The following is a 24,926-nucleotide window of genomic DNA, read 5'->3' on the forward strand; positions in this document are numbered from 1 at the left end:
AGCGTCAGATTCTGGTTCCCGATGCGCGGTCGAACAGATGCATCGCCGCCGGCGCGAAGGACAGGCTCACGGCCTGGCCTTCGGCCCACTGCGCGCCGCTGCCGCACCGCGCCTTCAGGCGCTGGTCCCCGGCCTTCAGGTTCACGATGGCGCTGTCGCCAAGGTCTTCCACGAACTCCACGGTTGCGGCGATGCCGGGCGGCCCTTCTCCGGCAGCCGCGATGCGCAGATCCCCCGGCCGTACTCCCACGGTGACGTCGGCATCCGGACGGCCCGGCGATGGCGACGGCGCCGCGAAACTGGCGCCGGCGGCCTGCACCTGGCCGGCATGCAGCCTTGCGGGGAGCAGGTTCATCGGCGGCGTGCCGATGAAGGCCGCGACCTTGACGTCGGCCGGGCGCGCGTAGATTTCCTTCGGGGTGCCGATCTGCACCACCCTGCCTTCCATGAATACCGCCATCCGGTCCGCCACGGTCATCGCTTCTTCCTGATCGTGCGTGACGTACACCGCGGTAACGCCCAGCGAACGCTGCAGGCGGCGCAGCTCCGCGCGCGTCTCCACCCGCAGTTTCGCGTCCAGGTTGGACAAGGGCTCGTCCAGCAGGAACAGCTTGGGCTTGCGCACGATGGCGCGCGCCAAGGCGCAGCGCTGCTGCTGGCCGCCGGACAATTGCCCGGGGCGGCGCGCGAGCAGATGCGCGATATCGACCTTTTCGGCGGCTTCGCGCACGGCGCGCGCGATATCGGCCGCAGGCGTTCGCACCATCTTCAGTGGAAAACCGATGTTTTCCGCCACCGTCATGTGCGGGTACAGGGCGTAGCTTTGGAACACCATGGCCACGTCGCGCTCGCCGGGCGGGGCGTGCGTCATGTCGGCCTCGTCCAGCAGCACGCGCCCCGCATTCACCGCTTCCAGCCCGGCCAGGATGCGCAGCGTCGTTGTCTTGCCCGAGCCGGACGGCCCCAGCAAGGCAAAGAATTCGCCAGGCGCGATTTCCAGATCGACGCCATGCAGGGCGGTAAAGGCGCCATGCCGTTTCACCACCCCCTGCATGCGCACGCGTCCCACCTGACTCATCGGCGTCCTCCTCCCTTGACCGCGCCTACGGTAAGCCCCTTGACGATATGGCGCTGCGCGGCCAGGCCGAGCAGAATGACCGGCGCCATCGCCAGCATCGCGCCGGCGGACAGCCGCGCCCACTGCGTCTGTTCCACCGAAATGAAGTTGAACATCGCCACGGTCACGGGCCGCACGTTGTTGCCCGCCAGCACCACCGCGAACAGGAACTCGTTCCAGGCGTTCAGGAAAACGAAGATGGTGGTCACCGCGATGCCGCCCCGGACCTGCGGCAGGATGACGTACCAGAAGGTGCGCAGGCGGCCGGCGCGATCGAGCAGCGCGGCTTCCTCCATCTCGAAAGGAATGTCCTCGAAGTACGACACCATCAGCCAGATGGCGAACGGCAGCGAAAACGTCAGGTACAGGGCGGTCAGGCCGCTATAGGTGTCCAGGCCGCCGATGCGCTGCAGGACCAGATAGAACGGAATGATCAGGCCCACCGGGGGCAGCATCTGCGTGGCCAGCACGTAGAAGCCCGACGCGCGCTTGCCGGGATAGCGCAGCCGGGCCAGCGCATACGCGGCCGGGACGGCGACCAGCATGGTCAGCACGGTGGTCCAGACGGACAGCACGATGCTCGACCAAAGATTGGGCACGATGGAAGACGGCCCCGAGATCACCGCGCGGTAGTTGTCCAGCGTGGGCGTGAAGAAGACCTTGGGCGGATAGGCCAGCACGTCGCGCTCGGTCTTGAACGAGGTCAGCAGACCCCACAGCACGGGAAGCGCCCATACGGCCAGCAGCAGCGCAGCGCCCGTCCAGGCGGCCGTCCGGCCGGCGCGGATGCGCAGCATGGCGGGATTCATCGCGGCCTCCGCAGGCGGAACATGAAGTAGGAAATGAGCAGCGTGATGATCATCAGCACCACCGCCAGCGCCGATCCGTAGCCGATGTTCAGCTCGGAAAACGATGTGCGGTAGGCGTACAGGTTCAGGATCTCGGTGGCCGAGCCGGGGCCGCCGCCCGTGGCCGCGAAGATGGCGGCGAAGGCCGACAGCGCGGTCATCATGCGCATGATCATCACAACGACGATCGCCGGACGGATCAGGGGCAGGGTGATGTAGACGAAGCGCTGCCAGGGTCCGGCGCGGTCCAGCCGTGCGGCTTCGTACACATCTTCGGGCAAGGTGCTCAGCGTGGCCAGCAGCACCAGGAAGGCGAACGGCGTCCATTGCCAGGTATGAATGGCGATGACGGAGATCAACGCCATGCGCGGATCCCCCAGCCAGTTGTAGCTGCCCAGCCCCAGGGCCTGCGTCACCAGGTCCACCAGGCCGACGTCCGGGGCGAGCACCAGGGTGCGCCAGAACAGGCCCACCACCACCGGCGCCAGCACGATGGGAAGGATCGCGGCTACCCGCAGCACGCCCTGCCCCTTCGGGATGCGCAGCACCAGCAGGGCCAGCGACAGGCCCACCACGATCTGCAGCACGACAGTGCTGCTCGTGTAGACGAAGGTGAGCCACAGCGAATTCCAGAAGCGCGGGTCGCTGCCCATCTTGGCGTAGTTGTCCAGGCCGGCGAAGCCCGACAGCCACGGCATGCTCATGTCGATGCGCTGCAGGCTGTTCCACAGCAGATAGACGAGTGGCGCCGTGGTGACCACGAACAGCAGCAACAGCGCGGGCGCCAGCAGCGCCAGGGCGAAGCGGTTTTCCTGGGCGGCCAGCGTACGCGGCGCGCGCTGCGCCGCCAGCGCGGCGGTCATGGCCACGGGCGCGGCCCGCTCTGCGTTCTTCATCCGGATCAGCTCTTGACGATTTGCGCGATGCGATTCTGCGCTTCGGCCAGGGCGTCCTTCGGCGACTTCTGGCCCACGAGCGCGGACTGGATGGCCGTGGCCATGGTTTCGCCGATGGCGGGCCATTGCGGCACGCGCGGACGCCAATCGACGTCCGTGTCGTGCTCCAGCGATTCCAGCGCCGCCGGAATGAAGTTGTCGCCCGCGCCCGACATGGCCGCGGCGAACTCGGCCGACTTCCATGAGGACAGGCGGTTCAGTCCGGAACGCTTGGCCGGCCCCGGAAACTTCCACGACGTGCGCGCCTGTGTCTCTGCCGACGCCGCCCAGGTGATGAATAGCCAGGTCGCCGTGCGGGCGCGCGGCTTGAGCGCCGCATTGATCGGGAAGCCCCAGTTCCAGATCGAGGTCACGCGCCGGCCGTCGGGCCCCTTGGGCCAGCGCGCGTAGGCCACCTTGCCCACCACCCGGGATTTTTCGGGATTGGTAATGACGGCGGCCGAGGAATGGGCGTCGATATAGCAGCCGAGCGTCCCCTGCGAGAATGCGTCCGCGATGTCGGGCCAGTTCCAGTTGCGCACGGCCGGCGGCGCGTACCTGGCCAGGGCGTCGACATACCAGGCCAGGGCCTCGATGGCCTGCGGGCTGTCGACCTTCAGGGTGTTGCCCTGGAACCAGCTGCCGCCAAAGCCCCGAAAGAGCGAGGGGTAGATGTACATGTTCTGGCCCGCGCCGGCGAAGCCGCGCAAGGCCAGGCCATACATGCGCGCCGAGGGATCGGTCAGCGCCTTGGCGTTGGCGAGCAGCTCGTCATAGGTCTGCGCCGCTTTCAGGCCCTTGGCGTCGTACAGGTCCTTGCGATAGACCTGCACCGTAACCTCGCCGTCGTAGGGAATGCCGTAGGGCTTGCCGTCGATGGAATCGGCGTCGCGCCAGGCCTTGAAGATGTCGTCGTAGTCGAACCACGCCTTGTCGGTCAGCGCCGGATCGTTCAGATAACGGTCCAGCGGCTCCACCCATTTGTTGGCGACGTAGAGGGGGTAGTACATCGGGTCCGCGGCATGGGTCGCGTAGGTGCCCGTGCGCGAGGACAGGTCCAGCATGGCCTTCTGGCGGATTTGCCCCGGCGGCACTTTCTCCACGCGAACCTTGACGCCGGTCAAAGCCTCGAACTGCGGCAGCAGCGTGACCAGATTGTCGAAGTAGCTGGCCGGAATGACGGCGACAGTGATGGACTCGCCTTCGGCCTGCCGCCAGTTGATCCTGGCCTGCTGGTAGGGGCCCAGGTCGCCGCCGGCCTGCTGGGCGCGGGCGGCTGCCAGGGGCCACATGGCCGTGCCGCCCAGCGCGAAGGCGCCCAGCGTGGCGGCCTGTTTGATGACCGTGCGCCGGCCGGGATCGCGTAGCACGTCCGGACGGGTGGAAGCGGGAGGTGTCTTCAAGAGCGTCTCCTCATGAATCCTCGCGCGGCGCCGTGGCCGCGGCGGCGCTGCTTCCAATCCGTGCGAGGCGCGCCGTTTTATGTAATCGATTACACCGAGCAGATTATCAGCGCCACTCCACAGAAACAACCTCAAAACATTGGTGCTTACCCTTGGTCCCGCTGTCTGCTTGTCGTTATGATGAAATCGATTGCACAGCCGAAGCGGTTATAATGCGGCCCCATGCGTGCGCCGCCTTCCGACTCCTTGCCCGAAGAAACCAAAGGCCGATCGGCGGCCCGCGACGTGGCGCGGCTGGCGGGCGTGTCCACCGCCACCGTGTCGCGGGCGCTGAACAATCCCGAGCAGGTCGATCCGGACACGCGCCGGCGCGTCCTGGAAGCCGCCGCGAAGCTGCGCTACGTCCCGCACGGCGCCGCCCGTTCGCTGCGCAGCCATCGCAGCAAGATGATCGGCGCCGTGGTCCCGTCCTTCGACTACGCGCTGTATGCGCGCACCACCAGCGCCATTCATCAATACCTGGACGAGCGCGGCTATTCCCTGGTGCTGGCGGAACAGCATTACGACCTGTCCGCGGAAGTGCGGGTGGCGAGCCAGCTCATTCAGCACGGCGTCGATGCCTTTGTTTTCGTCGGGCTGGATCATGACCCCGCCCTTTTCACCCTGCTGGACGACTATGGGCGGCCCTATGTCCTGACCTGGGGGGTGGATCCGCTGCGGCGGCATCCGAGCATCGGCTTCGACAATCAGGCGGCCACGTATGCCGTTACGCGGCATCTGCTGCAGCTGGGCCACCGGCGTTTCGGTTTGCTCAGCGCGCCGCTGCCCGGCAACGACCGCGCCCTGGCCCGCGGCGCCGGCATGCGGCAGGCGCTGGCCGAACACGGACTGGAACTCGATGAACGGTGCGTGCAGTACGCGCCCATTTCCCTGAAAGCCGCGGAAGACGCCATGGCGCGCCTGCTCGCCCTGCCCGATCCGCCCACCGCCGTGGTCGCCACCAACGACGTATTCGCGGTAGGCGGCATGATGGCCTGCCGCCATGCCGGCGTTCGCATCCCGGATGACATATCGATCACCGGCGTGGACAACACGGATCTGGGGGCGACGCAGACGCCCGGACTGACCAGCATCCGCACGCCCATCACAGAGATCGGCCACGCCGCCGCCGCCCAGCTCGTGGCGCGGCTGAACGGCCAGCCCTACGAGGCCTTCCAGTCCTTTCCGATCGAAGTCGTGCATCGCGGCAGCACCGCGCCGCCGCGGCGGGAATAGGGGGCTGTTTGGGCTCATGCGGGGCTCCTTCCAGCGTTGACAGGCCCTAGGCGGGCGCCCCGCCGCCGCGCACGGCCTGCGCAATGAGTTCGGCGATACGGCGCTGCCTGGCGGCCGGCATGCGATCGACCAGACTGGAGACGCTGATCGCCAGCGTCGGCCGGCCGTCGGCATCGCGAATGGCCACGCCCACGCCGATGACGCCCGGCACGGCGCTGTTGCCGACCACCGCCCAGCCGCGGTCCCGGGCGCTGTCGATCAGCTGGCGCAACCGGCCCGGCGTCATGCGGCCATACGCCCGCAACGCCGGCGCGTTCTCTTCGACGATGGCGGCGGCCTCCTGCATCGGCAACGCGGACAGGAAGGCCAGGCCCGCAGCGCCGACGCCCAGCGGCTGACGGTGGCCCACCGTGACGGCCAGCACCTGGACCGGATAGTTGCCCACTTCGCGGTGCAGGCACAGCGAATCGTTGCCCGCGCGGCAGATCAGAAAGGCCGAGTCGCCCGTTTCGTCGCTGATCCCGCGCAGCACCGGCGACCATCGCGCCACGGCCGCGGCGTGCACGTCGGGGGTTGCGCCCAGCTTGCCGGCGGCCAGCCGGTAGCGTCGCGTCGCCGGATCCCGCATGGCGTAGCCCGATTCGATCAGCACGTCCAGGAAGCGGTACACCGTGCTGCGCTGGATGCCCGACGCCTGCGCCACCTCGACCACGTGCAATCCCTCCGGTCCGGCGGCGCGCAGCGCGTCCAGCACACGGAGACCGCGGCGCAACGTATTGGGACCGCTTGCGCCCCGGTCGCCCGCGGCCGCGACGGCGGCTGGCGATTTGTTCATTTTCTGGACAACCAAGCTTGGATCTCCCTGACAACCGCGCCATGATACCGGGGACAGGCGATGCACCTGTCCAGAAAATAGACAACGGAGACAACATGAACCGCACAACCATGCGAGGCCTCGCAGCTTCGCTGCTGGCCCTCGCCGCGTCGCTGGCGCAGACCGGCCCGGCCGTCGCCGCTTCCGATTCCCGCTATCCCGCGCGCCCCGTGACGCTGGTCGTCGGCTACGCCGCCGGCGGCGCCACCGACATCGTGGCCCGCCTGGCCGCCAAGGCCCTCACAGAGACCCTCGGCCAGCCTTTCGTGGTCGAGAACCGGGCCGGGGCCAACAGCAACATCGGCGCCGAAGCGGTCTATCGGGCCGCGCCGGACGGCTATACGCTGTACGTAGGCTCCATCGCCAACACCATCAACCAGACGCTTTATCCGGATCTGCCTTACGCCTTCGACAAGGGATTCGCGCCCATCGGCATGCTGGCCACCGTGCCGAACATCCTGGTGGTCAATCCCAAGGTGCCGGCGAACAACGTGGCCGAATACATCGCGCTGGCGCGCAAGAACCCCGGCAAGGTGACGTGCGCTTCTTCCGGCGCCGGCTCGTCCATCCACATGTCGTGCGAAATGTTCAAGCTGGCCACCGGAACGGAGATCCTGCACGTTCCCTACCGTGGCAGCGGTCCCGCCGTCACGGACCTGATGGGCGGCCAGGTGGATTCCATGTTCGACAACATGCCTTCCGCGCTGCCTCATGTGCGCGCCGGCAAGCTGCGGGCGTTGGGCGTCACGTCGCCGCAGCGCGCGCCCTTCGCGCCCGACGTGCCGACCTTGTCGGAGTCGGGCGTCAAGGATTTTTCCGTGCAGTCCTGGTTCGGGCTGGTCGCGCCCAAGGGCACGCCGCAGCCGGTCATCGACCGCCTGAATGAAGCGCTGAACCAGATACTGCGCTCGGATGCGATCAAGACGGCCTACGAAAAAGGCGGCTTCGTGATGCCGCCGCAACCCAATACGCCGGCCGCATTCCAGTCCTGGATCGACGAAGAAACCGGCAAGTGGGCGAAGGTCGTCAAGAGCGCCGAGATCAAGGTGCAGTAGACGCCCGCAACAACCGGCGGCTTGGGCGGCGCATCGGTTTTCGCGCGCGTCGCACGCAAGCGGCCAGCACTATGGAGCAAGCGTGTTTCCCATCGACTTTTTCTTCCGGGCGGCGCGCCGCCATCCCGGCCGCATCGCGCTGGAAAGCCCATCGGCGTCCGTGACTTACGCGCAACTGGACGCGGACGTGCGCGCGCTGGCCGCGGCCTTGCAGGGTCTGGATCCCGCGCCGCAATCGCGCGTCGCCATCTGCGCCGGAAATTCGGCCGAACATATCCTGGCGCTGCTGGCGGTGCTGGCCGCGGGCAAGATCTGGGTGCCGCTGAACACGCGCAGCAGCGCGCTGGAAGTGCAGCGCATCATCGACGCCACGGAACCGGGCATCGTGTTCGCGGACGCCGGGGGCGCCGCGCTGGTGGGCGATTGCAAGGCCCGGCGCATCGCGCTGGGCGATGCCGATCTGGGCGACCTCGGCTTGCAGCCGTTGGTGGCGGCCCACCGGGGCCAAAGCCCGGTGGGTCACGCCTTGTCGCGCGACGATGTGCAGGCCATCAAGTTCACCGGCGGCACCACGGGGCTGCCCAAGGGCGTGATGCAGCCGTACCGAGCCTGGAACGCCGGCATCATCAACCAGATTGCCGCGTGGGGCCTGACGGAGCACGACCGCTATGTCATGGCCGCGCCCATCACCCACGGCACGTCCACCTACGTGCTGCCGGTGCTGGCGCAGGGCGGCACCCACGTGCTGCTGGACGCGGCATCGCCGGCCACGATCACGCAGGCCTTCCGGGAACGCGGCGGCACGTTGTGCTTCATGCCGCCCACGCTCATCTACATGATCATGGCGCAGCCCGGGGTCAGCCGCGCCGACTTCCCTGCCCTGCGCAACCTGATCTACGGCGGCGCGCCGATGCCCGCCGACAAGATCGAAGAGGTCCAGCGCTTTTTCGGCCCGGTGCTCGGCACCACCTACGGGCAGACCGAAGCGCCGCAGATCGTAACCGTGCTGCCTCCCGCCGAACTTGCCGACCCCGCCAATCGCGGCTCGGTGGGGCGCACGACCTGGCTGTCCGAAATGGCCATCATGGCGCCGGACGGCCGGCTGCTGCCCGAAGGGGAACTGGGCGAAGTGGTGGTGCGCGGCGACCTGGTCATGGCCGGCTACTGGCGCCTTCCCGAGAAGACCGCGGAGACCATCGTCGACGGCTGGCTGCATACCGGCGATGTGGGCATGGTGGACGCGCGCGGCTATCTGTACCTGAAGGATCGCATCCGGGACGTCGTCATCACGGGCGGCTTCAACGTCTACCCGGTGGACGTCGAAAACGCCTTGTCGCTGCATCCCGCCGTCTACGAATCGACGGTGTTCGGCGTGCCGGATCCGAAATGGGGCGAGGCAGTCCACGCCGCGGTGCAGTGCCACGCCGGGGTCAGCGTCACCGCGCAGGCGCTGATGGCGCACGTGCGCGAGCGCCTGGGCCCGGTGCAGACGCCGAAGCAGATCCATTTCTATGAATCGCTGCCGCGCTCGACGGTCGGCAAGGTGCTGAAGACGGCCGTGCGTCAGGACGCGTTGAAGGCATTGCAGGCCGCGCCCGATTCGCCGGCATCGTCCGCCGCCACAAGCCAGGCTTCGACCCCAGCCGCGTCCTGATGCGCGGCATCGCCTTGGCGCAACGACTACAGGAGATTCCATGGCCACACCCGTCACCCGCCTCTGCGCGCACGACCTGACCAGCATGCACTACCGCGACGCCAATCTGGTGGACGACCTGATCGGGCAGCGCAGCTTCACCGAAGTCATGTTCATGCAGATCATGAATCGGCCGGCGCGCCCGGTCGACATGCGCATCGTCGACGCCGTCCTGATCACGCTCATGGAGCACGGCCTGACACCCAGCGCCATCGCCACGCGGCTGATCTACATGAGCGCCCCCGAGAACCTGCAGGGGGCGGTCGCGTCAGGCCTGCTCGCCGTCGGCAGCCAGTTCGTCGGCACCATGGAGAATTGTTCCGAGCTGCTAGACCGCATCATCGCGGCCGGCGATCCGGCGCAAACGGCTCGCGGGATCGTCGAGGACGCGCGCCGCCGCCGCGCGCATCTGCCCGGCTTCGGCCACCATCTGCACAAGCCGGACGACCCGCGCGCCATCAAGCTGCTGGCCTTGACCGAAGCCGAGACCGAACTGAAAGGCGATCATGTGCGCGCCCTGCGCCTGCTCGCCGGCACGGTGGACGAGGTGTACGGCCGCCACATCACCATCAACGCAACCGGCGCCGTGGCCGCGATGCTGGGCGAGATCGGCGTGCCGACCCGCCTGATGCGCGGGTTCGCCGTGATCTCGCGGGCTGCCGGCCTGGTGGCGCACATCGCGGAGGAGCAGACGGACCCGTCCGGGCGTTTCATCTGGGAAACCATCGACCACGCCATACCCTACGTCGGCAAGGGCCGCAGCGCCCATGGCGCGGCGGACGCCGCCTCGCCGCAACCGGGATCAACAGACGCGCGCGACGGCAAGGAGCGGCCATGATCGCCGACCGTGTTCGACAGGATCCGCTTCACGCGTCCGCGGGCGGGCACCGCCATGTGCTCGTGACGGGCGGCAGCCGCGGCATCGGCCGGGCCGTCGTCGCGCGATTGCTCCAGGATGGGTACACCGTGGCGAACTTCGATCTGGCGGCGCCCGCGGGTCCGATGGGAGAGCGCGAACACTTCGTGCAATGCGACATCAGCGACGAGCGCCAGCTTGGCGCGGCGCTGCAGACGCTGCTGGACCGCCAGCCCGTGCTGAGGCTGGTCAACAACGCAGGCATTGTGCGCCCGGCCACAGTGGAAGCCGCCACGGCCGACGACATGGCGGCGGTCACGGCGCTGAACCTGGTGGCGCCCATGCGCATCGTGCAGGCGCTGCTGCCCGGCATGCGGGCGGCGGGTTTCGGCCGAATCGTCAATATCAGCAGCCGCGCGGCGCTGGGCAAGCAGGCGCGCACCGTCTACGCCGCCACCAAGGCCGGGCTGCACGGCATGACCCGCACCTGGGCCCTGGAACTCGGCGCGCACGGAATCACCGTGAATGCCGTCGGCCCCGGTCCCATCGCCACCGAACTCTTCGACCGCGTCAATCCGCCCGGGCATCCGGAGACCGAACGCATCCGGCAGGCCATCCCGGTGCGGCGCATGGGCACGCCGGACGACGTCGCCCACGGCGTGGCCAGCCTGATAGACGATCGCGCCGGCTTCATCACCGGCCAGGTGCTCTACGTCTGCGGCGGCATGACGGTGGGCCTGGGGAACGCGGCATGATGCCCGCGCCATCCAACCGCCTGGCCGGCAAGGTCGCGCTGGTGGCAGGCGCGGGCTCGAGCGCGCCGGGATGGAGCATCGGCAAAGCCTGCGCCGTCACCCTGGCCCGCCAGGGCGCCATCGTGGCGGCCCTGGACCACGACGCAGCGGCGGCCGAGGATGCGGTGGCGGCCGTGCAGGCAGCCGGCGGCTCGGCCTTCCCGCTGCACGCCGACGTCGCCGATGCGGCGTCCATGCGCGCCGCCGTCGCCGATACGCTCGCCCGGCACGGCCGCATCGACATCCTGCAGGCGAACGCGGGCATCGGCAAAGTCGGCGGCCCGGAAGATATCGATATGGAGGACTGGCACCGCATCCAGCGCGTGAATGTGGACAGCCTGCTCATCGCCGCTCAGCTGGTGCTGCCGCATATGGTGCGGCAGGGCGGCGGCGCCATCGTCACCGTATCGTCGGTGGCGGGCCTGCGCTATATCGGCTATCCGCATCTGGCCTATAGCGTGACCAAGGCCGCCGCCATTCATTTCACCCGCATGCTGGCGCAGCAGTACGCGGCGCAGGGAATCCGCGCCAACACGGTCGTGCCGGGCCTGATCGATACGCCGCGCATCCGCAGGAATGTGGCGCACATGTTCGACGCAGAAGATCTGCAGAAGGCGCGCGCGGCCCGCGACCGGCAAGTGCCGATGGGCCGCATGGGCACGCCCTGGGAAGTCGCGCAGGCCGTCGCCTTTCTTGCGTCGGACGACGCTTCCTACATCACCGGAACGGAACTCGTGGTCGATGGCGGCATCATCGGCAAGTACGTGTAGCCGTGACGCGTGCGTTGGTTCGCGCCGCTATCGCCGCCCGAACCACTGCCACGGCAGGCGCTCCGGCCAACGGTAGCGCTCGTCCAGGAAGCGCGCTTTGAGCAGGTGCACCGCCGTCACCGCGATCAGCGCCGACGTGGCCACGTCGGACGCGAAGTGATCCAGGTTGACTACGCGGCTGACCGCCGCCAGCACCGCCAGCGTATAGACGGCCCACCGCAGGCGCGGCGCCGTCGCCGCGATGGCGGCGGCCAGCACAAAGGCCGTCAGCGTATGACTGGAGGGAAAGGAGTTGAAGGGCTTCCCGGCGAAGGCCTCGCCCAGGCCATAGAACCCGTGCTCGAAGTACATCTCGGGCCGCGCCCGGGCCACCACTTTTTTCAGCACGCCCACCACGATCCCGCCCGCGATCCACGCAGCCATCAACAGCAGGGCGCCGCGCGCCACGCGCGCATAGCCGCCGATCCAGGCGCCGGACGCCCCGCGAGCCAGGCCGATCAGCGCGCCGATATAGACCAGCAGCACGATCCAGGAATAGTTGTCGCTGTCGCCGATCTCGCCGATCCACTCAAAGGCGAGGTCCACACCGGACGGAACATTGGCTTGGAGGTAACGGGTCAGCGGCAGGTCCACGAACATCGCCAGACACGCGATGCCCAGCACCGCGAGGGCCCACCCTGCCAGCCAGCGCGTACGCCTGTCGAGACGCCGCCGCGACGGTCCGGATGGCGATGCCGGATCCGCGTGGCCCGCGCCCGCGCGATTGGCGGTTTTGTCCAACCTATCCCCCTGCTTGCTCGTTCATGAAACGGTCGCGCATCCGCCCCGCGCGGGCCGCGCCGCCGGCCTCATGGTAGGGCCGGGCCAAGACAATACCAAGACAATGCGCCGTCCGGGGTAAAATTCTGTTTTTCCTTCGCCCCCGGGATCTACACCCGTCACGGCCCGCCATGCAAGAAATCCCCATCGCACGCGATTCCGCGGCGCCCGCTCCGGCTGCCGCACCCGCCGCCGCCGAACCGGCCGCCGGCGCTCCCCGCAAGCTCTTCATCCGCACCTTCGGCTGCCAGATGAACGAGTACGACTCCGACAAAATGGCCGATGTACTGCGCGAATCGCAAGGCGTGGAGCTGACCGATACGCCGGAAGAGGCCGACATCATCCTCTTCAATACCTGTTCGGTGCGCGAAAAGGCGCAGGAGAAAGTGTTCTCCGACCTGGGCCGCGTGCAGCATCTGAAGAAAACCAAGCCGGGGCTGGTCATTGGCGTGGGCGGCTGCGTCGCCAGCCAGGAAGGCGAGGCCATCGTCAAGCGCGCGCCCTATGTCGACGTGGTCTTCGGCCCGCAGACCCTGCATCGCCTGCCGGAGCTGATCCAGCAGCGGCGCGCGCAGGGCCGCGCCCAGGTGGACATCACCTTCCCCAGCATCGAAAAATTCGACGCGCTGCCGCCTCCGCGGGTGGAAGGCGCGACGGCGTTCGTGTCCATCATGGAAGGCTGCAGCAAGTACTGCAGTTTCTGCGTCGTGCCGTATACGCGGGGCGAGGAAGTATCGCGGCCGTTCGACGACGTGCTGGTGGAAATCGCCGACCTGGCCGACCAGGGCGTGAAGGAAGTGACGCTGCTGGGGCAGAACGTGAATGCCTACCGCGGGCGGCTGGGCGACGGCGAGGAAATCGCCGATTTCGCCATGCTGCTCGAATACGTGCACGAAATCCCGGGCATCGAGCGCATCCGGTACACCACCTCGCATCCGAAGGAAATGACCCCGCGCCTGATCCAGGCCTATGCGCGGCTGCCCAAGCTCGTCTCCTTCCTGCACCTTCCCGTACAGGCGGGCAGCGACCGCGTGCTGGCCGCGATGAAGCGCGGCTATACCACGCTGGAGTTCAAGTCCATCGTGCGCCGCCTGCGTGAAGCCCGGCCCGGCCTGACGCTGTCCTCCGATTTCATCGTTGGCTTTCCCGGCGAGACGGAAGAGGACTTCGAGAAAACCATGAAGCTGATCGACGACGTCGGCTTCGACACGTCGTTTTCCTTTGTCTATTCCCGCCGTCCCGGCACCCCGGCCGCCGATCTGGCCGACGACACGCCGCAGGCGGTCAAACTGCAGCGCCTGCAGCGGCTGCAGGCGCGCATCGCCGAGCAGGCCGCCGCCATCGGCCAGGCCATGGTGGGCACCACCCAGCGCGTGCTGGTCGAAGGTCCGTCGCGCCGCGATCCCGGTGAGTTGATGGCGCGCACGGAAAACAACCGCATCGTCAATTTCCCCGGACCCGCCCGGCTCATTGGACACATGATCGACGTAGTGATCACGCAGGCCTACCCCAACTCCCTGCGGGGCCGCGTGGCCATCATCGACGACCGCGCCGAGGCCGCGCAATCCGAGGCCGCGCAATGACGGGGCCGCGGCGTCATCCCGTGTCCACCGTCAACGTAGGCGGCGACAACGCCCATCTGGCGAATCTGTGCGGCCCGCTGGACGAGAACCTGCGCCAACTGGCCGACGGCCTGGGCGTGAAGCTGTCGCGGCGGGGCCATCGCATCGTGCTGGAAGGCGAGCAGGCCGAACTCGCCGCGCAGGTGCTGCGCCGCTTCGACGAGCAGGCGCAACGCAAGCCGCTATCGGTGGACGACATTCAGCTGGGACTGGTGGAAATCGGCGTCGGCCGCACGCAGGACGCGCCGGGCCGCCAGCCGGCGCTGGACCCGGGCGCCCTGCCGCCGCTGGACGACTACGCCGAAGGCCTGGCCCTGCGCACGCGCCGCACCGACCTGCGTCCGCGCACGCCGCGCCAGCGCGACTACCTGGACAACATTCTCAAGCACGACATCACCTTCGGCATCGGACCCGCCGGCACCGGCAAGACGTGGCTGGCCGTGGCCTGCGCCATCGATGCGATGGAGCGCGATACCGTGCAGCGCCTGGTGCTGACGCGCCCGGCGGTGGAAGCCGGGGAGCGGCTGGGTTTTCTCCCCGGCGATTTGGCGCAGAAGGTGGACCCGTACCTGCGGCCGCTGTACGACGCGCTGTACGACCTGATGGGTTTCGAGCGCGTGCAGCGCCTGTTCGAAAAGCAGACCATCGAGATCGCCCCGCTGGCCTACATGCGCGGCCGCACGCTCAACCACGCCTTCGTCATCCTGGACGAGGCGCAGAACACGACGCCCGAGCAGATGAAGATGTTCCTGACCCGCATCGGCTTCGGCAGCAAGGCCGTCATCACCGGCGACCCGTCCCAGGTGGACCTGCCGCGCGGCCAGCAGAGCGGCCTGGCGCACGCCGTCGGCGTGCTGCAGGACGTCCAGGGCATCGCGACCACGCGCTTCACCAGCCGGGACGTGGTGCGCCACCCACTGGTGGCCCGCATCGTGGACGCCTACGACAAAGCCGCAGAGGAATGAAGCCCACCCCTGGGCGGGCGCCCACCCCCGAAGCGCTGCGCGCTTCCCCCTCAAGGGGGCGCGCCGGCGGACCGGCGGAGCCGGATCCGCGGCGCCCCGGTCAGCGGAGCTTCTTGAGTGAGGATGGGGGCGCCGCCGATGCGCTGCGTGGTTCCCGCTCGCAAGGGCGCGTTGGCGGGTCGGTGGAGCCGGATCCGCGGCGCCCTGGTCAGCGGAGCTTCTTTAGTGAGGATGGGGGCGGCGCCGATGCGCTGCGTGGTTCCCGCTCGCGGGGGCGCGTTGGCGGGTCGGCGAAGCCGGATCCGCGGCGCCCCGGTCAGCGGAGCTTCTTGAGTGAGGATGGGGGCGCTGGCGGGTCGGCGAAGCCGGGTCGGGGGCGAGGCGGTGAGGCGGGGTCGCGGGAGATGTCGCCCACGTTGTCGCTGTCGGTGCAGTACGCGGTGCAGGCGCCGGAGTTGCCGCGCTGGCGGCTGCGGCGGTGGATCGAACGCGCCTTGCGGGCCGCGCGCGTGGATGGGCTGGCCGCCTTCCTGGGCGCCGAGATCAGCCTGCGCGTGGTGGGACTGGCCGAAGGCCGGCGGCTCAACCATGGGTTTCGCGAGCGCGATTACGCGACGAATGTGCTGACCTTCGAATACGGCGTGGGGCCGGACGGGCTGGCCAGGGGCGACATCGTCCTGTGCCTGCCGGTGCTGCGGCGGGAGGCGCGCGAACAGCGCAAGACCGTTCTGGACCACGCCGCGCACCTGACCGTCCACGGCGTCTTCCACGCGCTGGGCTATGACCATATCAAGGCGCGCGACGCGCGGCGCATGGAGGCCCTGGAAACCCGCGTGCTGGCCGACATGGGCATTGCCGATCCCTACGCCCCGCGTTGAAACGGCGCGGCGCGCGGCTTCGGGAAATCCCCGCCGCAGCGTTACAAAAGCGCCATGAAACTTCGGTTATGCTGATTTTTTTGTAACTTGTCCTCTGGACGATGCCTGACCCCTACCCTGCGAACGACGCGGACCACGCTCCGCGTCAAGCCAAACCCGCCAACAAATCCCTGCTCGACCGCCTGCTCTCCCTCGTACGACGGGAACCCGAGGATCGTGAGGGCATCAAGGCCATCCTCGAAGCCGCCCACGAGCGCGAACTGCTGGATGCCGAATCCTATGCCATGATCAAGGGCGCCCTGGCGGTGTCCGAACGCACGGTCGGCGACATCATGGTGCCGCGCTCCCGCATGGATCTGCTGGACATCGCCGACCCCCTGCCCCACCACCTTTCCATCATCATCGAGACCGCGCACTCGCGCTTTCCGGTATTCGAAGGCGACCGCGACAACATCATCGGCATCCTGCTCGCCAAGGACCTGCTGCGCTGCATGCTCGATACCCACATCGAAGTGCGCTCGCTGGTGCGTCCGGCGGTCTTCATCCCGGAATCCAAGCGGCTGAACGTGCTGCTGCATGACTTCCGCGAAAGCCGCAATCACCTGGCCATCGTCATCGACGAACACGGCGGCATCGCCGGCCTGGTGACGATGGAGGACGTGCTGGAGGAAATCGTCGGCGATATCGAAGACGAGTTCGACGAGGACGAAGAAACCACCATCTTTGCCGAAGGCGAAAACCAGTGGCGTGTCCTGGCCATGACGGACATCGACCGGTTCAACGAAACCTTCGGTGTGTCGCTGCCGGAAGACGAGTACGACACCGTGGGCGGCTGGCTGGGCGGCGAACTTGGCCGCATCCCCCGGCGCGGCGACTTCACCGAGCGCGACGGGCTGCGCATCGAAGTGGTCCGCGCGGATCCGCGCCGCGCGCTGTGGCTGCGCGTCAAACGCCTGCCTCCGGCGCCTGCCGCTCCCATGTCCACAGACGAATGACGAGCTTTACCCTGCGCCATCCCCGCGCCGCGGCCGCGGCGGGCGTCTTCGCGGCCGGCGCGGTCCAGGCCATGACCTTCGCGCCGGGGCCCTTGCCCGATGGCGCCCTGGCGATCGTCCAGGTTTTGACGCTGGCCGTCCTGGCGCGCCGCCAGCTGACGGCGCTTACGTGGCGCCGCGCGCTGTGGGAAGGCTGGCTCTACAACTTCGCCTGCTATGCGCTGGGCCTGTATTGGCTTTACGTCAGCATGCATTACTACGGCGGACTGACCCCGCCGCTGGCGGCTGCGGGCGTGCTGGCCTTGTCGGCCTTCCTGGCGCTGTTTCCGGCCTCGGCGGGCGTGCTGGGGCGCTGGCTTCAACCGTTGACGCCGGGCGCTACGCCGGGACGCCGCCTGCGATCGGCGCTGGCGTTCGCCTGCGCGTGGACCGCGCTGGAATGGGTGCGGGGCACCCTGTGGACCGGCTTTCCGTGGCTGAACATCGGCTACGCGCAGGTGGACAGCCCCTTCGCCGGCTGGGCGCCGATCGTGGGCGTCTACGGGGTGGCATGGCTGGCGGCGTTCGCGGCCGCGGCATTGGCGGCGCTCTGGCGCCCGGCCGATGCGCCGCGCGATCCGCGCCACGCCATGGCTGCAGCCCTGGCGGCGATCGCCGCACTGGCTGGATGGGGCGCGTCGCAAGTTCGGTGGTCGCACCCCGAAGGGGCCGCCCTGCAGGTGCGGCTGATCCAGGGCAACATCGAACAGTCGCAGAAGTTCGACCCCGGCCTGATGGAACGCGGCCTGCTGCAGCATATGAACCAGGCATCCATGCCGCCCCAACCTGGCATGCCGGCGCCGCGCGTGATCATCCTGCCCGAGACGGTGCTGCCCGTATTCCAGGATCAGCTTGCGCCAGGCGCGTGGGACGTGTGGCGGCGTATTGCCGCCGAACGCGATGCAACCATCGTCATGGGCGTGCCGCTGCACCGCCGGGTGGATGGCGTGGACCGCTATACCAACAGCGCCATCGCGTTCGACGGCAATACGCCGGTCGAGGCCCTGCGATCGGGCGAGGTGCCGCGCCGCTACGATAAGTACCACCTGGTGCCCTGGGGCGAGTTCGTGCCGCCCGGCTTTCACTGGTTCGTGCGCATGCTGGACATCCCGCTGGGCGATTTCGACCGAGGCGATCCGCGCCAGCCGCCCTTCGACATCGACGGCCAGCGCCTGGCCCTGAATATCTGCTACGAAGACCTTTTCGGCGAAGAGTTGCTGCCCGCCGTCCGGCCCGGCGCCAACGGCGAGCCCGGCGCGTCCATCCTGGTCAATATCAGCAACCTCGGATGGTTCGGCGATACCTGGGCGCTGCGCCAGCATCTGCAAATCGCCCGCATGCGCGCGCTCGAAACGGCGCGCCCGCTGCTGGCCGCCACCAACACCGGCATAACGGCTTCCATCGACCCGCAGGGCCGGGTGGTCGCGCAGCTTCCCACAATGCAGGCCACGTCGCTGCAGACAGCGGTGCAAGGCATGACGGGGCTGACGCCTTACACGCGCACCGGCAATGCCGCCGTCATGGGCCTGGTGGCGGCGGGCCTGCTGCTGCTTGCCGCGTCGCGCGCGGCTGCGGCCCGGCAGATGGCGCGCGCCGCGTCCTGACGCGGCGGCGTGCGGCGGTCACGCGCTGCGCAGCGGCAGATCGTCGCCCGCCTGGCGCGCCGGAGACGAGGGCCCGGTGCCCACGCCGGTCGTCTCGATAAAGGCGGCGATCCGCGCCATATCGTCATCGTCCAGTTCCAGAGTCGCGGCGCCCAGCCAGCCGTCCACTTGCGCCGGGTCCCGCGCGCCCACGATGGCGCCCGTGACGCCGGGCCAGGCCAGCGTCCACGCGATGGCTGTGGCGGCCACCGTGGCGCCGTGCCGCTGCGCCACTTCTTCGAGCGCCTGAGCCAGCGCCAGATTGCGCCGCAGGTTTTCACCGGTGAACTCGGCATTGCGCGACCGCCAATCGTCGGCAGGCAGCGAGGCGGCGCGCGCCTCGGTAAAGCGGCCGCTCAACAGGCCGGACTGCATGGGGCTGTAGACGATGACGCCGGTCTCGTGTTCGGCGCACCACGGAAGCAGATCGGCCGCCGCATCGCGGCGTATCGCGGAAAACGGCGGCTGCAGCGTATCCACGTGCCCCAGCTGTTCCGCAAGCTCCAGTTGGGCGACGTTGTGATTGGACAAGCCCACCGCGCGCACTTTGCCTTCCCGTTTCAGGTCCAGCAGCGTCTGCCAGTACTCGTCCAGCGCTGTGCCGTCGTTGGCCGGCCAATGCATTTGCAGCAGGTCGATGCGTTCCACGCCCAGGCGCTTGAGCGAGGCTTCGGCCTCGGCGCGCAGGCTGCGCGCGGCGCCCACCCGGCGCGGCGGCGCGGTGCGCTGTTTCTCGTCCCACACCAGCCCGCACTTGGTGAACACATAGGGCCGTTCGGCAGCCGGCATGCCTTTCAGCGCCTGTCCGACCAGCTCCTCGGAGTGGCCCAGCCCATAGACGGCGGCCGTGTCGATCCAGTTGATGCCGCGCGCCACGGCATGACGGATGGCGGCGATGGAATCGGCGTCGTCCTGCGCGCCCCATCCCGCCGCCCAGCCCGCGCCGCCGATGGCCCAGGCGCCGAACCCGATGCGGGTGATGTCCATGCCGGTGCGGCCCAACGACCGTAGCGGGAATGCGGTGGGACTCATGGGGAACCTCCTGGGATGAAAATTTTTTGGCGGCGAGTTGCACGCCAAAAAAAACTCGTGCATAATCTCGTTTCTTCGCCAACGGCACAAACGAAAAAGCCGGCAAGAACAGTGAGCGGTGTATGCACAGGTATTGCACTAAGCGCTGATTTTGCAGGAATTTCGCTTGGTGGATACGGGGGTATAGCTCAGCTGGGAGAGCGCTTGCATGGCATGCAAGAGGTCAGCGGTTCGATCCCGCTTACCTCCACCAGTCGAAAGCGAAGTAGCAAGTTCAGGTCCCCTTCGTCTAGAGGCCTAGGACATCACCCTTTCACGGTGAGTACAGGGGTTCGAATCCCCTAGGGGACGCCAGCTTCGATGCAAATCATGCTGGCAAGGTAGTAGGTTCAACATCGCGGGCAACCGCATGTTGGTCAAATACACCGCTGCGGAGCGGTAGTTCAGTTGGTTAGAATACCGGCCTGTCACGCCGGGGGTCGCGGGTTCGAGCCCCGTCCGCTCCGCCAGAATTCACAAGCGTTGCCCACGGCAGCGTTGCAGCGAAAGCCCCGAGAAATCGGGGCTTTTTGCTTTGGGTTTTCCTTTCCAGCAATTCCCTTATGTCTCGGCGCTCGCATCCGCGGGCTGCGTCGCCTTCGTCTTGAAGACGCCGCGGATATTCGTCAGCGCCAAACCCACCTGCAGTGCGATCAGGGCATAGGCATCGTCGTGCCAGCCCCAGGCAATCCACAGGACATTGCTCAGCAGAAAAACCCAGAAGCCCGCGTTGCGTTTGCCCTTCCTTGTCGATGCGACCAGCCAGGCGGCCGCAAGCGATGCCGCCATGGCGGGCCATTGCAGCAGTTCCAGTATGTCCAACTCCATGCTTGTCTACCCCTGCGTTCGCTACGCCGCGCCGCGCGGCGCGTGTCGGCGCGCCGGGACGCAAGCGGCGCTCCGGGTGCGTCCGCAACGGGCATGGCGGCCGCCGCACCAGCGGCGCCAGCGAGTCCGCCTGCATCGGCATGCCGCGTTTCGCCGCCACACACGTGAGAACGCCGCTTGCTGACAAGGTTCGCTCTGCCTTGCCCTCTGTGCGCGGGACCGCAGCGCCACGCATCACGGCGGGTATGATGAGGACCATGCCGTACGCCCGCGCCGCCGCCGACCATGCCTGACGCCGACCCGCCGCCAAAGAACAACCAAAACATCTCACCGAGCCACCTGTCTTTTCCCGTCGTGGGATTGGGCGCATCCGCAGGCGGCGTGGAGGCGTTGACCACGTTTTTCCAGCACACGCCCGAAAACCCCAGCATGGCCTTCGTGGTGGTGGTCCATCTTTCCCCGGAGCACGAAAGCGCCCTCGACCGCATTCTGCAGAACGCGACGCGCATGCCGGTCGTGCAGGTGAAAAGCGACAGGCCGATCGAGGCAAACCACGTCTACGTGATTCCGCCCGCCTCCAAGCTGGAGATGAACGACAGCTATCTGCGCATCAAGTCGGTGGCGCGCGGCCGTGGCCCGCTCATTGCCATCGACGGGTTCTTCCGCACGCTGGCCGATGCGCACAAGTCGCGCGCCGTGGGGGTCGTGCTGACGGGCGGCGGATCGGACGGCTCGGTGGGCTTGGCGCGCATCAAGGAGCAAGGCGGCATCACGCTGGCGCAGCAGCCCGAGGACGCCGAGCATGACACCATGCCGCGCAGCGCGATCGCGACGGGCATGGTGGACATCGTCCTGCCCGTTGCCGAGATCCCCGCGCGTTTGTTGTCCATCGCCGATAACCTTGCCCGCATGCAGGTGCCGGCGCCGACCGACGACCCCGTGGATCTGGACACGCGCCGCCCCGACGAAACAACGGAAGAACGCGCGGCCTTGCGCGATATCCTGACGCTGCTGCGCGCGCGCACCGGGCACGACTTCAAGCACTACAAGAAGGCCACCGTACTGCGGCGCATCGAGCGGCGCATGCAGGTAACCGGCGTGCCGGACATGCCGGCCTATGCCAGCATGCTGCATGACAACGCCGAGGAAACGCCCAAGCTCCTGAGCGACATGCTGATCGGCGTGACGCAGTTCTTTCGCGACCGCGAGTCCTTCGAAACGCTGGAGCAGCGATGCATCGCGCCGATGTTCCGGCACCGCGACGGCGACGGCCCGCCGCACATACGCGCATGGGTGGCCGGCTGCGCGACGGGCGAAGAAGCGTACAGCGTGGCCATGCTGCTGTGCGAATACGGCGAGTCCGCCGCCAATCCCGCGACGCCAAAGATACAGGTGTTCGCCACCGACATCGACGAACCGTCGCTGTCCGCCGCACGCGCGGGGCTGTACCCCAGCGCCATCGAAACCGATGTGTCGGCGACGCGGCTGCAGCGGTTTTTCACGCGCGAAGGTTCGAACTACCGCATCAAGAAGGAATTGCGCGAACGGGTCTTGTTCGCGCCCCACAACATCCTGCGCGATCCTCCCTTCTCCAGGCTGGACCTGGTGACATGCCGCAATCTGCTCATCTACCTGGACCGAGAGGTGCAGGTAGACGTGCTGCGCATGTTCCATTTCGCGCTCAAGCCGGGCGGCTACCTGTTCCTGGGCAGTTCGGAATCGGCGGATGCGTGCGAGAATCTGTTCTCGGTTGTCGACAAGCGCCACCGGATTTACCAGGCAAAGGACACGGCATCGCTGCATCGCCCTGTACCCGTATTGCCGCTTTCGGGTTTCGACCGGCCCCAACAAACCGCCGTTCAGGCCACCGCCGTGCGACGCAGCAAACTATCTTTCGCCGAGATCCATCAGCGCGCGCTGGAGTTGTATGCGCCGCCCAGCGTCATCGTGGACCACGAATCCAACATCGTCCACATGTCCGAGCGGGCCGGGCGCTTTCTGCGCTATGTCGGCGGCGAGCCGTCCCGCAACCTGCCGTCGCTGGTCTATCCCGACCTGCGCATGGAGTTGCGCACCGCCCTCTTCCAGGCGGTGCACTCGCGCAAGAGCGTGGAGGCGCGCCGCGTCGCCATGACGCTGGGCGACCGCCAGGTGTACGTCAATATGGTGGTGCGCCCCTTCCGCCATGAGGATTCGGGCAACGACTTCATGCTGGTGATCTTCGACGAAGTCGAGGCGGTGATGAGTCCCGCGGGCGAGCAGGCGCCCCACGTGCCAAACAGCGTGCTGGCGCAGCTCGAGGCCGAGCTGCAGCGCACCAAGGAGCAGCTGCAATTGACGATGGAGCAGTCCGAGACGTCTACGGAAGAGCTGAAGGCGTCCAACGAAGAGCTGCAGGCGATCAACGAGGAACTGCGCTCCACCACCGAAGAGCTGGAAACCGGCAAGGAAGAGCTGCAGTCCGTCAACGAAGAGCTGATCACGGTCAATTCGGAGCTGAAGAGCAAGGTCGAGGAAACGGCGAAGATCAACGACGACCTGCAAAACCTGATTGCTTCGACGGATATCGCAACGGTTTTCGTCGATCGCAGCATGCGGATCAAGTGGTTCACGCCGCGCGCCAAGGACATCTTCAGCGTCATCGCCAACGATGCGGGACGTTCCCTGCTCGATATCACGCATCGGCTCGACTATCCGGACCTGGCGCAGGACGCCGCCGCGGTATTCGAATCGCTGCGCACCATCGAACGCGAAGTGCGCAGCACGGACAACCGCTGGTATCTCGCGCGCCTGCTGCCCTATCGCAGCGCCGAACACCGCATCGAGGGCGCCGTGCTGACGTTCATCGACGTCACCGACCGGCGCTATGCCGAAGCGCGCATCAACGCCATTGCCCAGAGCACGCGCGACTTCGCGATCATCACCCTGTCCAATGGCGGCACCATCACCAGTTGGAACCTGGGCGCGCAGCTGCTGTTCGGCTATACCGAGACGGAAGCCGTGGGCCGCGACTTTTCGCTGATCTTCACGCCGGAGGACATCGAGGCCGGCGCGCCCGCGCTGGAGCTGCAGCGCGCGCGCGAGCAAGGCTATGCCTCGGACGAGCGCTGGCATCTGCGCAAGGACGGGTCGCGCGTGTTCTGCGCGGGCGGCATGAATCCCATCGACGATCCCGTGTCCATGGGCTTCGCCAAGATCGCCCGCGACATCACCGCGCAGAAGCAGCACGAACAGGAACAGGAAAACCGGCTGGAGACCACGCGTGCGAACAGTACCTTGAAGGACGAGTTCTTCGCGGTGATGTCGCACGAGCTGAAGCACCCGCTGAACCTGATCCAGCTGAACGCCGAACTGCTGGTGCGCACGCCTGAAGTGCGCGCCGTATCGGTGGCCGCGCGCGCCGCCGACGCGATCCAGCGAGCGGTGCGCAGCCAGGCCCGCATTATCGAAGACCTGCTGGACGTGGCGCGCGCCCAGACCGGCAAACTGAAACTCAACCGTTCGGTGGTGAGCCTGACCGCAACGGTGGACAGCATCGTGCGCGTGATGACGCCGACCGCCGCGGAAACCGGCGTGACGCTGACCACCGGCTACGACATGGCGGACACGCTGTACATCGACGCGGATCCCGTGCGCGTGGAACAGATCGTATGGAACCTGATGAACAATGGCATCAAGTTCACGCCCGCCGGCGGCATGGTTACCGTGGAACTGGGCCGCGACAACCAGATGGCGCGCGTGTGCGTGCGGGATACGGGCGAAGGCATCGACCCTGACTTCCTGCCGCGGCTCTTCGACATGTTCAGCCAGGCTGAGATGCGCAGCGGCACGCAGCCCCGCATGGGCCTTGGCATCGGCCTGGCCGTGGTCAGCCAGCTGGTGCACGCCCACGGCGGACGGGTCGAGGCCGCCTCGGAAGGCAAAGGCCGCGGATCCTGCTTCACGGTATGGCTGCCGCTGGCGTCGCATACCTTTACGGGGACGGCGGACATCCCGGAGCGCGAGAGCGGTCAATTGGCCGGCGTGAGGGTTCTGCTCGTGGACGACTCGCACGAAATCCTGGACACCTTCTCGGCGTTGCTGGAGCTGGAAGGCGCGCAGGTGGAAGCTGTGGACAGCGGCAAGCGCGGGCTGGACGCGCTGGACAGCATGGCTTTCGACGTGATCATTTCCGATATCGGCATGCCGGGGATGGACGGCTACGCCTTCCTGGGCGAAACGCGGGCACGCGGCTGCGACACGCCGGCCATCGCCTTGACCGGCTACGGCGCAAAACGCGATATCGACAAAGCCCTGAGCGCGGGATTCACCGCGCACCTGAGCAAGCCCATTTTGCTGGACGATCTCGTCGCGATCGTGCGGCGCACGCTGGGCCGCGCGGAGCCGCGCTGACTTACGCGGATTCGAAGCCCGCTGGCACGGCGCCGCGGGCCTGGGCGCGACTCA

General features: G+C 67.6%; 20 protein-coding genes and 3 tRNA genes. 15 read left to right on the plus strand and 8 right to left on the minus strand.

Going from position 1 to position 24,926, the window contains the following annotated elements; all coding sequences use genetic code 11:
* Nucleotides 1-4: 4 nt before the first annotated feature.
* From CAL13_RS17445 to CAL13_RS17460, 4 genes are read right to left on the minus strand one after another with little or no spacing between them, the layout of a single operon-like run.
* Complete coding sequence (locus tag CAL13_RS17445) at nt 5-1,078, minus strand: ABC transporter ATP-binding protein (protein ID WP_232467688.1); 1,074 nt, start codon at nt 1,076-1,078, stop codon at nt 5-7.
* Nucleotides 1,075-1,926, minus strand: coding sequence for a carbohydrate ABC transporter permease (locus CAL13_RS17450; RefSeq protein ID WP_086058507.1), 852 nt, complete (start codon nt 1,924-1,926; stop codon nt 1,075-1,077). Before CAL13_RS17450 ends, CAL13_RS17445 begins: the two co-directional genes overlap by 4 nt.
* Nucleotides 1,923-2,861: a carbohydrate ABC transporter permease gene (locus CAL13_RS17455; protein ID WP_157664893.1), complete on the minus strand. Its 939-nt coding sequence runs from the start codon at nt 2,859-2,861 to the stop codon at nt 1,923-1,925. Before CAL13_RS17455 ends, CAL13_RS17450 begins: the two co-directional genes overlap by 4 nt.
* Before the next feature lie 5 nt (nt 2,862-2,866).
* Nucleotides 2,867-4,303 (minus strand): ABC transporter substrate-binding protein, encoded by a 1,437-nt coding sequence (locus tag CAL13_RS17460; RefSeq protein ID WP_086073073.1) that lies wholly within the window; start codon nt 4,301-4,303, stop codon nt 2,867-2,869.
* 222 nt (nt 4,304-4,525) lie between these two features.
* Between CAL13_RS17460 and CAL13_RS17465 the strand changes: the two genes are divergently transcribed.
* The gene (locus CAL13_RS17465) at nt 4,526-5,578 is read left to right on the plus strand and encodes a LacI family DNA-binding transcriptional regulator (protein WP_086073074.1); all 1,053 of its coding nucleotides are present in this window, start codon (nt 4,526-4,528) and stop codon (nt 5,576-5,578) included.
* Between the two features lie 46 nt (nt 5,579-5,624).
* Here CAL13_RS17465 and CAL13_RS17470 read toward each other — a convergent pair whose 3' ends face one another.
* Complete coding sequence (locus tag CAL13_RS17470; protein WP_086073075.1) at nt 5,625-6,413, minus strand: IclR family transcriptional regulator; 789 nt, start codon at nt 6,411-6,413, stop codon at nt 5,625-5,627.
* Between the two features lie 95 nt (nt 6,414-6,508).
* Between CAL13_RS17470 and CAL13_RS17475 the strand changes: the two genes are divergently transcribed.
* From CAL13_RS17475 to CAL13_RS17495, 5 genes are all read left to right on the plus strand, one after another.
* Nucleotides 6,509-7,507 (plus strand): Bug family tripartite tricarboxylate transporter substrate binding protein, encoded by a 999-nt coding sequence (locus tag CAL13_RS17475; RefSeq protein ID WP_232467689.1) that lies wholly within the window; start codon nt 6,509-6,511, stop codon nt 7,505-7,507.
* Nucleotides 7,508-7,589: 82 nt separating this feature from the next.
* Nucleotides 7,590-9,161 (plus strand): class I adenylate-forming enzyme family protein, encoded by a 1,572-nt coding sequence (locus CAL13_RS17480; RefSeq protein ID WP_086073076.1) that lies wholly within the window; start codon nt 7,590-7,592, stop codon nt 9,159-9,161.
* A gap of 40 nt (nt 9,162-9,201) precedes the next feature.
* Nucleotides 9,202-10,038 carry a citryl-CoA lyase gene (locus CAL13_RS17485; RefSeq protein WP_086073077.1) on the plus strand — a complete coding sequence of 279 codons (837 nt, stop codon included), beginning with the start codon at nt 9,202-9,204 and terminating at the stop codon, nt 10,036-10,038.
* Complete coding sequence (locus tag CAL13_RS17490; protein ID WP_086073078.1) at nt 10,035-10,811, plus strand: SDR family NAD(P)-dependent oxidoreductase; 777 nt, start codon at nt 10,035-10,037, stop codon at nt 10,809-10,811. Before CAL13_RS17485 ends, CAL13_RS17490 begins: the two co-directional genes overlap by 4 nt.
* Nucleotides 10,808-11,620 (plus strand): SDR family NAD(P)-dependent oxidoreductase, encoded by an 813-nt coding sequence (locus CAL13_RS17495; RefSeq protein WP_086058515.1) that lies wholly within the window; start codon nt 10,808-10,810, stop codon nt 11,618-11,620. The genes CAL13_RS17490 and CAL13_RS17495 overlap by 4 nt, the downstream gene beginning before the upstream one ends.
* A 27-nt stretch (nt 11,621-11,647) precedes the next feature.
* Here CAL13_RS17495 and CAL13_RS17500 read toward each other — a convergent pair whose 3' ends face one another.
* Complete coding sequence (locus CAL13_RS17500; protein ID WP_086073079.1) at nt 11,648-12,400, minus strand: phosphatase PAP2 family protein; 753 nt, start codon at nt 12,398-12,400, stop codon at nt 11,648-11,650.
* Nucleotides 12,401-12,570: 170 nt separating this feature from the next.
* Between CAL13_RS17500 and miaB the strand changes: the two genes are divergently transcribed.
* The 5 genes from miaB (at nt 12,571) to lnt (ending at nt 18,542) form a co-directional block, all read left to right on the plus strand.
* Nucleotides 12,571-14,022, plus strand: coding sequence for a tRNA (N6-isopentenyl adenosine(37)-C2)-methylthiotransferase MiaB (miaB, locus tag CAL13_RS17505; protein ID WP_086073080.1), 1,452 nt, complete (start codon nt 12,571-12,573; stop codon nt 14,020-14,022).
* Nucleotides 14,019-15,026, plus strand: coding sequence for a PhoH family protein (locus CAL13_RS17510; RefSeq protein WP_086058518.1), 1,008 nt, complete (start codon nt 14,019-14,021; stop codon nt 15,024-15,026). Before miaB ends, CAL13_RS17510 begins: the two co-directional genes overlap by 4 nt.
* 404 nt (nt 15,027-15,430) lie before the next feature.
* Nucleotides 15,431-15,904, plus strand: a complete 474-nt coding sequence (gene ybeY, locus CAL13_RS17515) for an rRNA maturation RNase YbeY (protein WP_086073081.1) — start codon at nt 15,431-15,433, stop codon at nt 15,902-15,904.
* Between the two features lie 101 nt (nt 15,905-16,005).
* A complete protein-coding gene (locus tag CAL13_RS17520) occupies nt 16,006-16,899 on the plus strand; it encodes an HlyC/CorC family transporter (RefSeq protein WP_086073082.1) in 894 nt (297 codons plus the stop codon).
* Nucleotides 16,896-18,542 carry an apolipoprotein N-acyltransferase gene (gene lnt, locus CAL13_RS17525; RefSeq protein WP_086073083.1) on the plus strand — a complete coding sequence of 549 codons (1,647 nt, stop codon included), beginning with the start codon at nt 16,896-16,898 and terminating at the stop codon, nt 18,540-18,542. The genes CAL13_RS17520 and lnt overlap by 4 nt, the downstream gene beginning before the upstream one ends.
* A gap of 18 nt (nt 18,543-18,560) precedes the next feature.
* On the opposite strand, the gene CAL13_RS17530 is transcribed toward lnt, so the two are convergent.
* On the minus strand, nt 18,561-19,568 hold the full coding sequence (locus tag CAL13_RS17530; protein ID WP_198297984.1) for an aldo/keto reductase: 1,008 nt from the start codon (nt 19,566-19,568) through the stop codon (nt 18,561-18,563).
* Nucleotides 19,569-19,790: 222 nt separating this feature from the next.
* Between CAL13_RS17530 and CAL13_RS17535 the strand changes: the two genes are divergently transcribed.
* The 3 genes from CAL13_RS17535 (at nt 19,791) to CAL13_RS17545 (ending at nt 20,122) form a co-directional block, all read left to right on the plus strand.
* Nucleotides 19,791-19,866: transfer RNA gene (locus CAL13_RS17535), tRNA-Ala, on the plus strand.
* Between the two features lie 25 nt (nt 19,867-19,891).
* Nucleotides 19,892-19,967 (plus strand) — tRNA-Glu (locus tag CAL13_RS17540).
* Between the two features lie 78 nt (nt 19,968-20,045).
* A tRNA-Asp gene (locus CAL13_RS17545) sits at nt 20,046-20,122 on the plus strand.
* Nucleotides 20,123-20,213: 91 nt separating this feature from the next.
* Here the strand turns inward: CAL13_RS17545 and CAL13_RS17550 are convergent.
* The gene (locus tag CAL13_RS17550; RefSeq protein WP_198297861.1) at nt 20,214-20,480 is read right to left on the minus strand and encodes a hypothetical protein; all 267 of its coding nucleotides are present in this window, start codon (nt 20,478-20,480) and stop codon (nt 20,214-20,216) included.
* Between the two features lie 285 nt (nt 20,481-20,765).
* Here CAL13_RS17550 and CAL13_RS17555 point away from each other — a divergent pair, with 285 nt between their 5' ends.
* Complete coding sequence (locus CAL13_RS17555; RefSeq protein WP_086073085.1) at nt 20,766-24,872, plus strand: CheR family methyltransferase; 4,107 nt, start codon at nt 20,766-20,768, stop codon at nt 24,870-24,872.
* Nucleotides 24,873-24,926: the final 54 nt, after the last annotated feature.

The sequence above is a fragment of the Bordetella genomosp. 9 genome, assembly GCF_002119725.1.
Lineage (GTDB): Bacteria > Pseudomonadota > Gammaproteobacteria > Burkholderiales > Burkholderiaceae_B > Bordetella_C.

Bases quoted from the DNA above. Each gene is read 5' to 3' on its own strand.
- CAL13_RS17445 (WP_232467688.1), bottom strand. From the start codon at position 1,078: ATGAGTCAGGTGGGACGCGTGCGCATGCAGGGGGTGGTGAAACGGCAT.
- CAL13_RS17450 (WP_086058507.1), bottom strand. From the start codon at position 1,926: ATGAATCCCGCCATGCTGCGCATCCGCGCCGGCCGGACGGCCGCCTGG.
- CAL13_RS17455 (WP_157664893.1), bottom strand. From the start codon at position 2,861: ATGAAGAACGCAGAGCGGGCCGCGCCCGTGGCCATGACCGCCGCGCTG.
- CAL13_RS17465 (WP_086073074.1), top strand. From the start codon at position 4,526: ATGCGTGCGCCGCCTTCCGACTCCTTGCCCGAAGAAACCAAAGGCCGA.
- CAL13_RS17470 (WP_086073075.1), bottom strand. From the start codon at position 6,413: ATGAACAAATCGCCAGCCGCCGTCGCGGCCGCGGGCGACCGGGGCGCA.
- CAL13_RS17475 (WP_232467689.1), top strand. From the start codon at position 6,509: ATGAACCGCACAACCATGCGAGGCCTCGCAGCTTCGCTGCTGGCCCTC.
- CAL13_RS17485 (WP_086073077.1), top strand. From the start codon at position 9,202: ATGGCCACACCCGTCACCCGCCTCTGCGCGCACGACCTGACCAGCATG.
- CAL13_RS17490 (WP_086073078.1), top strand. From the start codon at position 10,035: ATGATCGCCGACCGTGTTCGACAGGATCCGCTTCACGCGTCCGCGGGC.
- CAL13_RS17495 (WP_086058515.1), top strand. From the start codon at position 10,808: ATGATGCCCGCGCCATCCAACCGCCTGGCCGGCAAGGTCGCGCTGGTG.
- miaB (WP_086073080.1), top strand. From the start codon at position 12,571: ATGCAAGAAATCCCCATCGCACGCGATTCCGCGGCGCCCGCTCCGGCT.
- CAL13_RS17510 (WP_086058518.1), top strand. From the start codon at position 14,019: ATGACGGGGCCGCGGCGTCATCCCGTGTCCACCGTCAACGTAGGCGGC.
- ybeY (WP_086073081.1), top strand. From the start codon at position 15,431: ATGTCGCCCACGTTGTCGCTGTCGGTGCAGTACGCGGTGCAGGCGCCG.
- CAL13_RS17520 (WP_086073082.1), top strand. From the start codon at position 16,006: ATGCCTGACCCCTACCCTGCGAACGACGCGGACCACGCTCCGCGTCAA.
- lnt (WP_086073083.1), top strand. From the start codon at position 16,896: ATGACGAGCTTTACCCTGCGCCATCCCCGCGCCGCGGCCGCGGCGGGC.
- CAL13_RS17530 (WP_198297984.1), bottom strand. From the start codon at position 19,568: ATGGACATCACCCGCATCGGGTTCGGCGCCTGGGCCATCGGCGGCGCG.
- CAL13_RS17550 (WP_198297861.1), bottom strand. From the start codon at position 20,480: ATGGAGTTGGACATACTGGAACTGCTGCAATGGCCCGCCATGGCGGCA.
- CAL13_RS17555 (WP_086073085.1), top strand. From the start codon at position 20,766: ATGCCTGACGCCGACCCGCCGCCAAAGAACAACCAAAACATCTCACCG.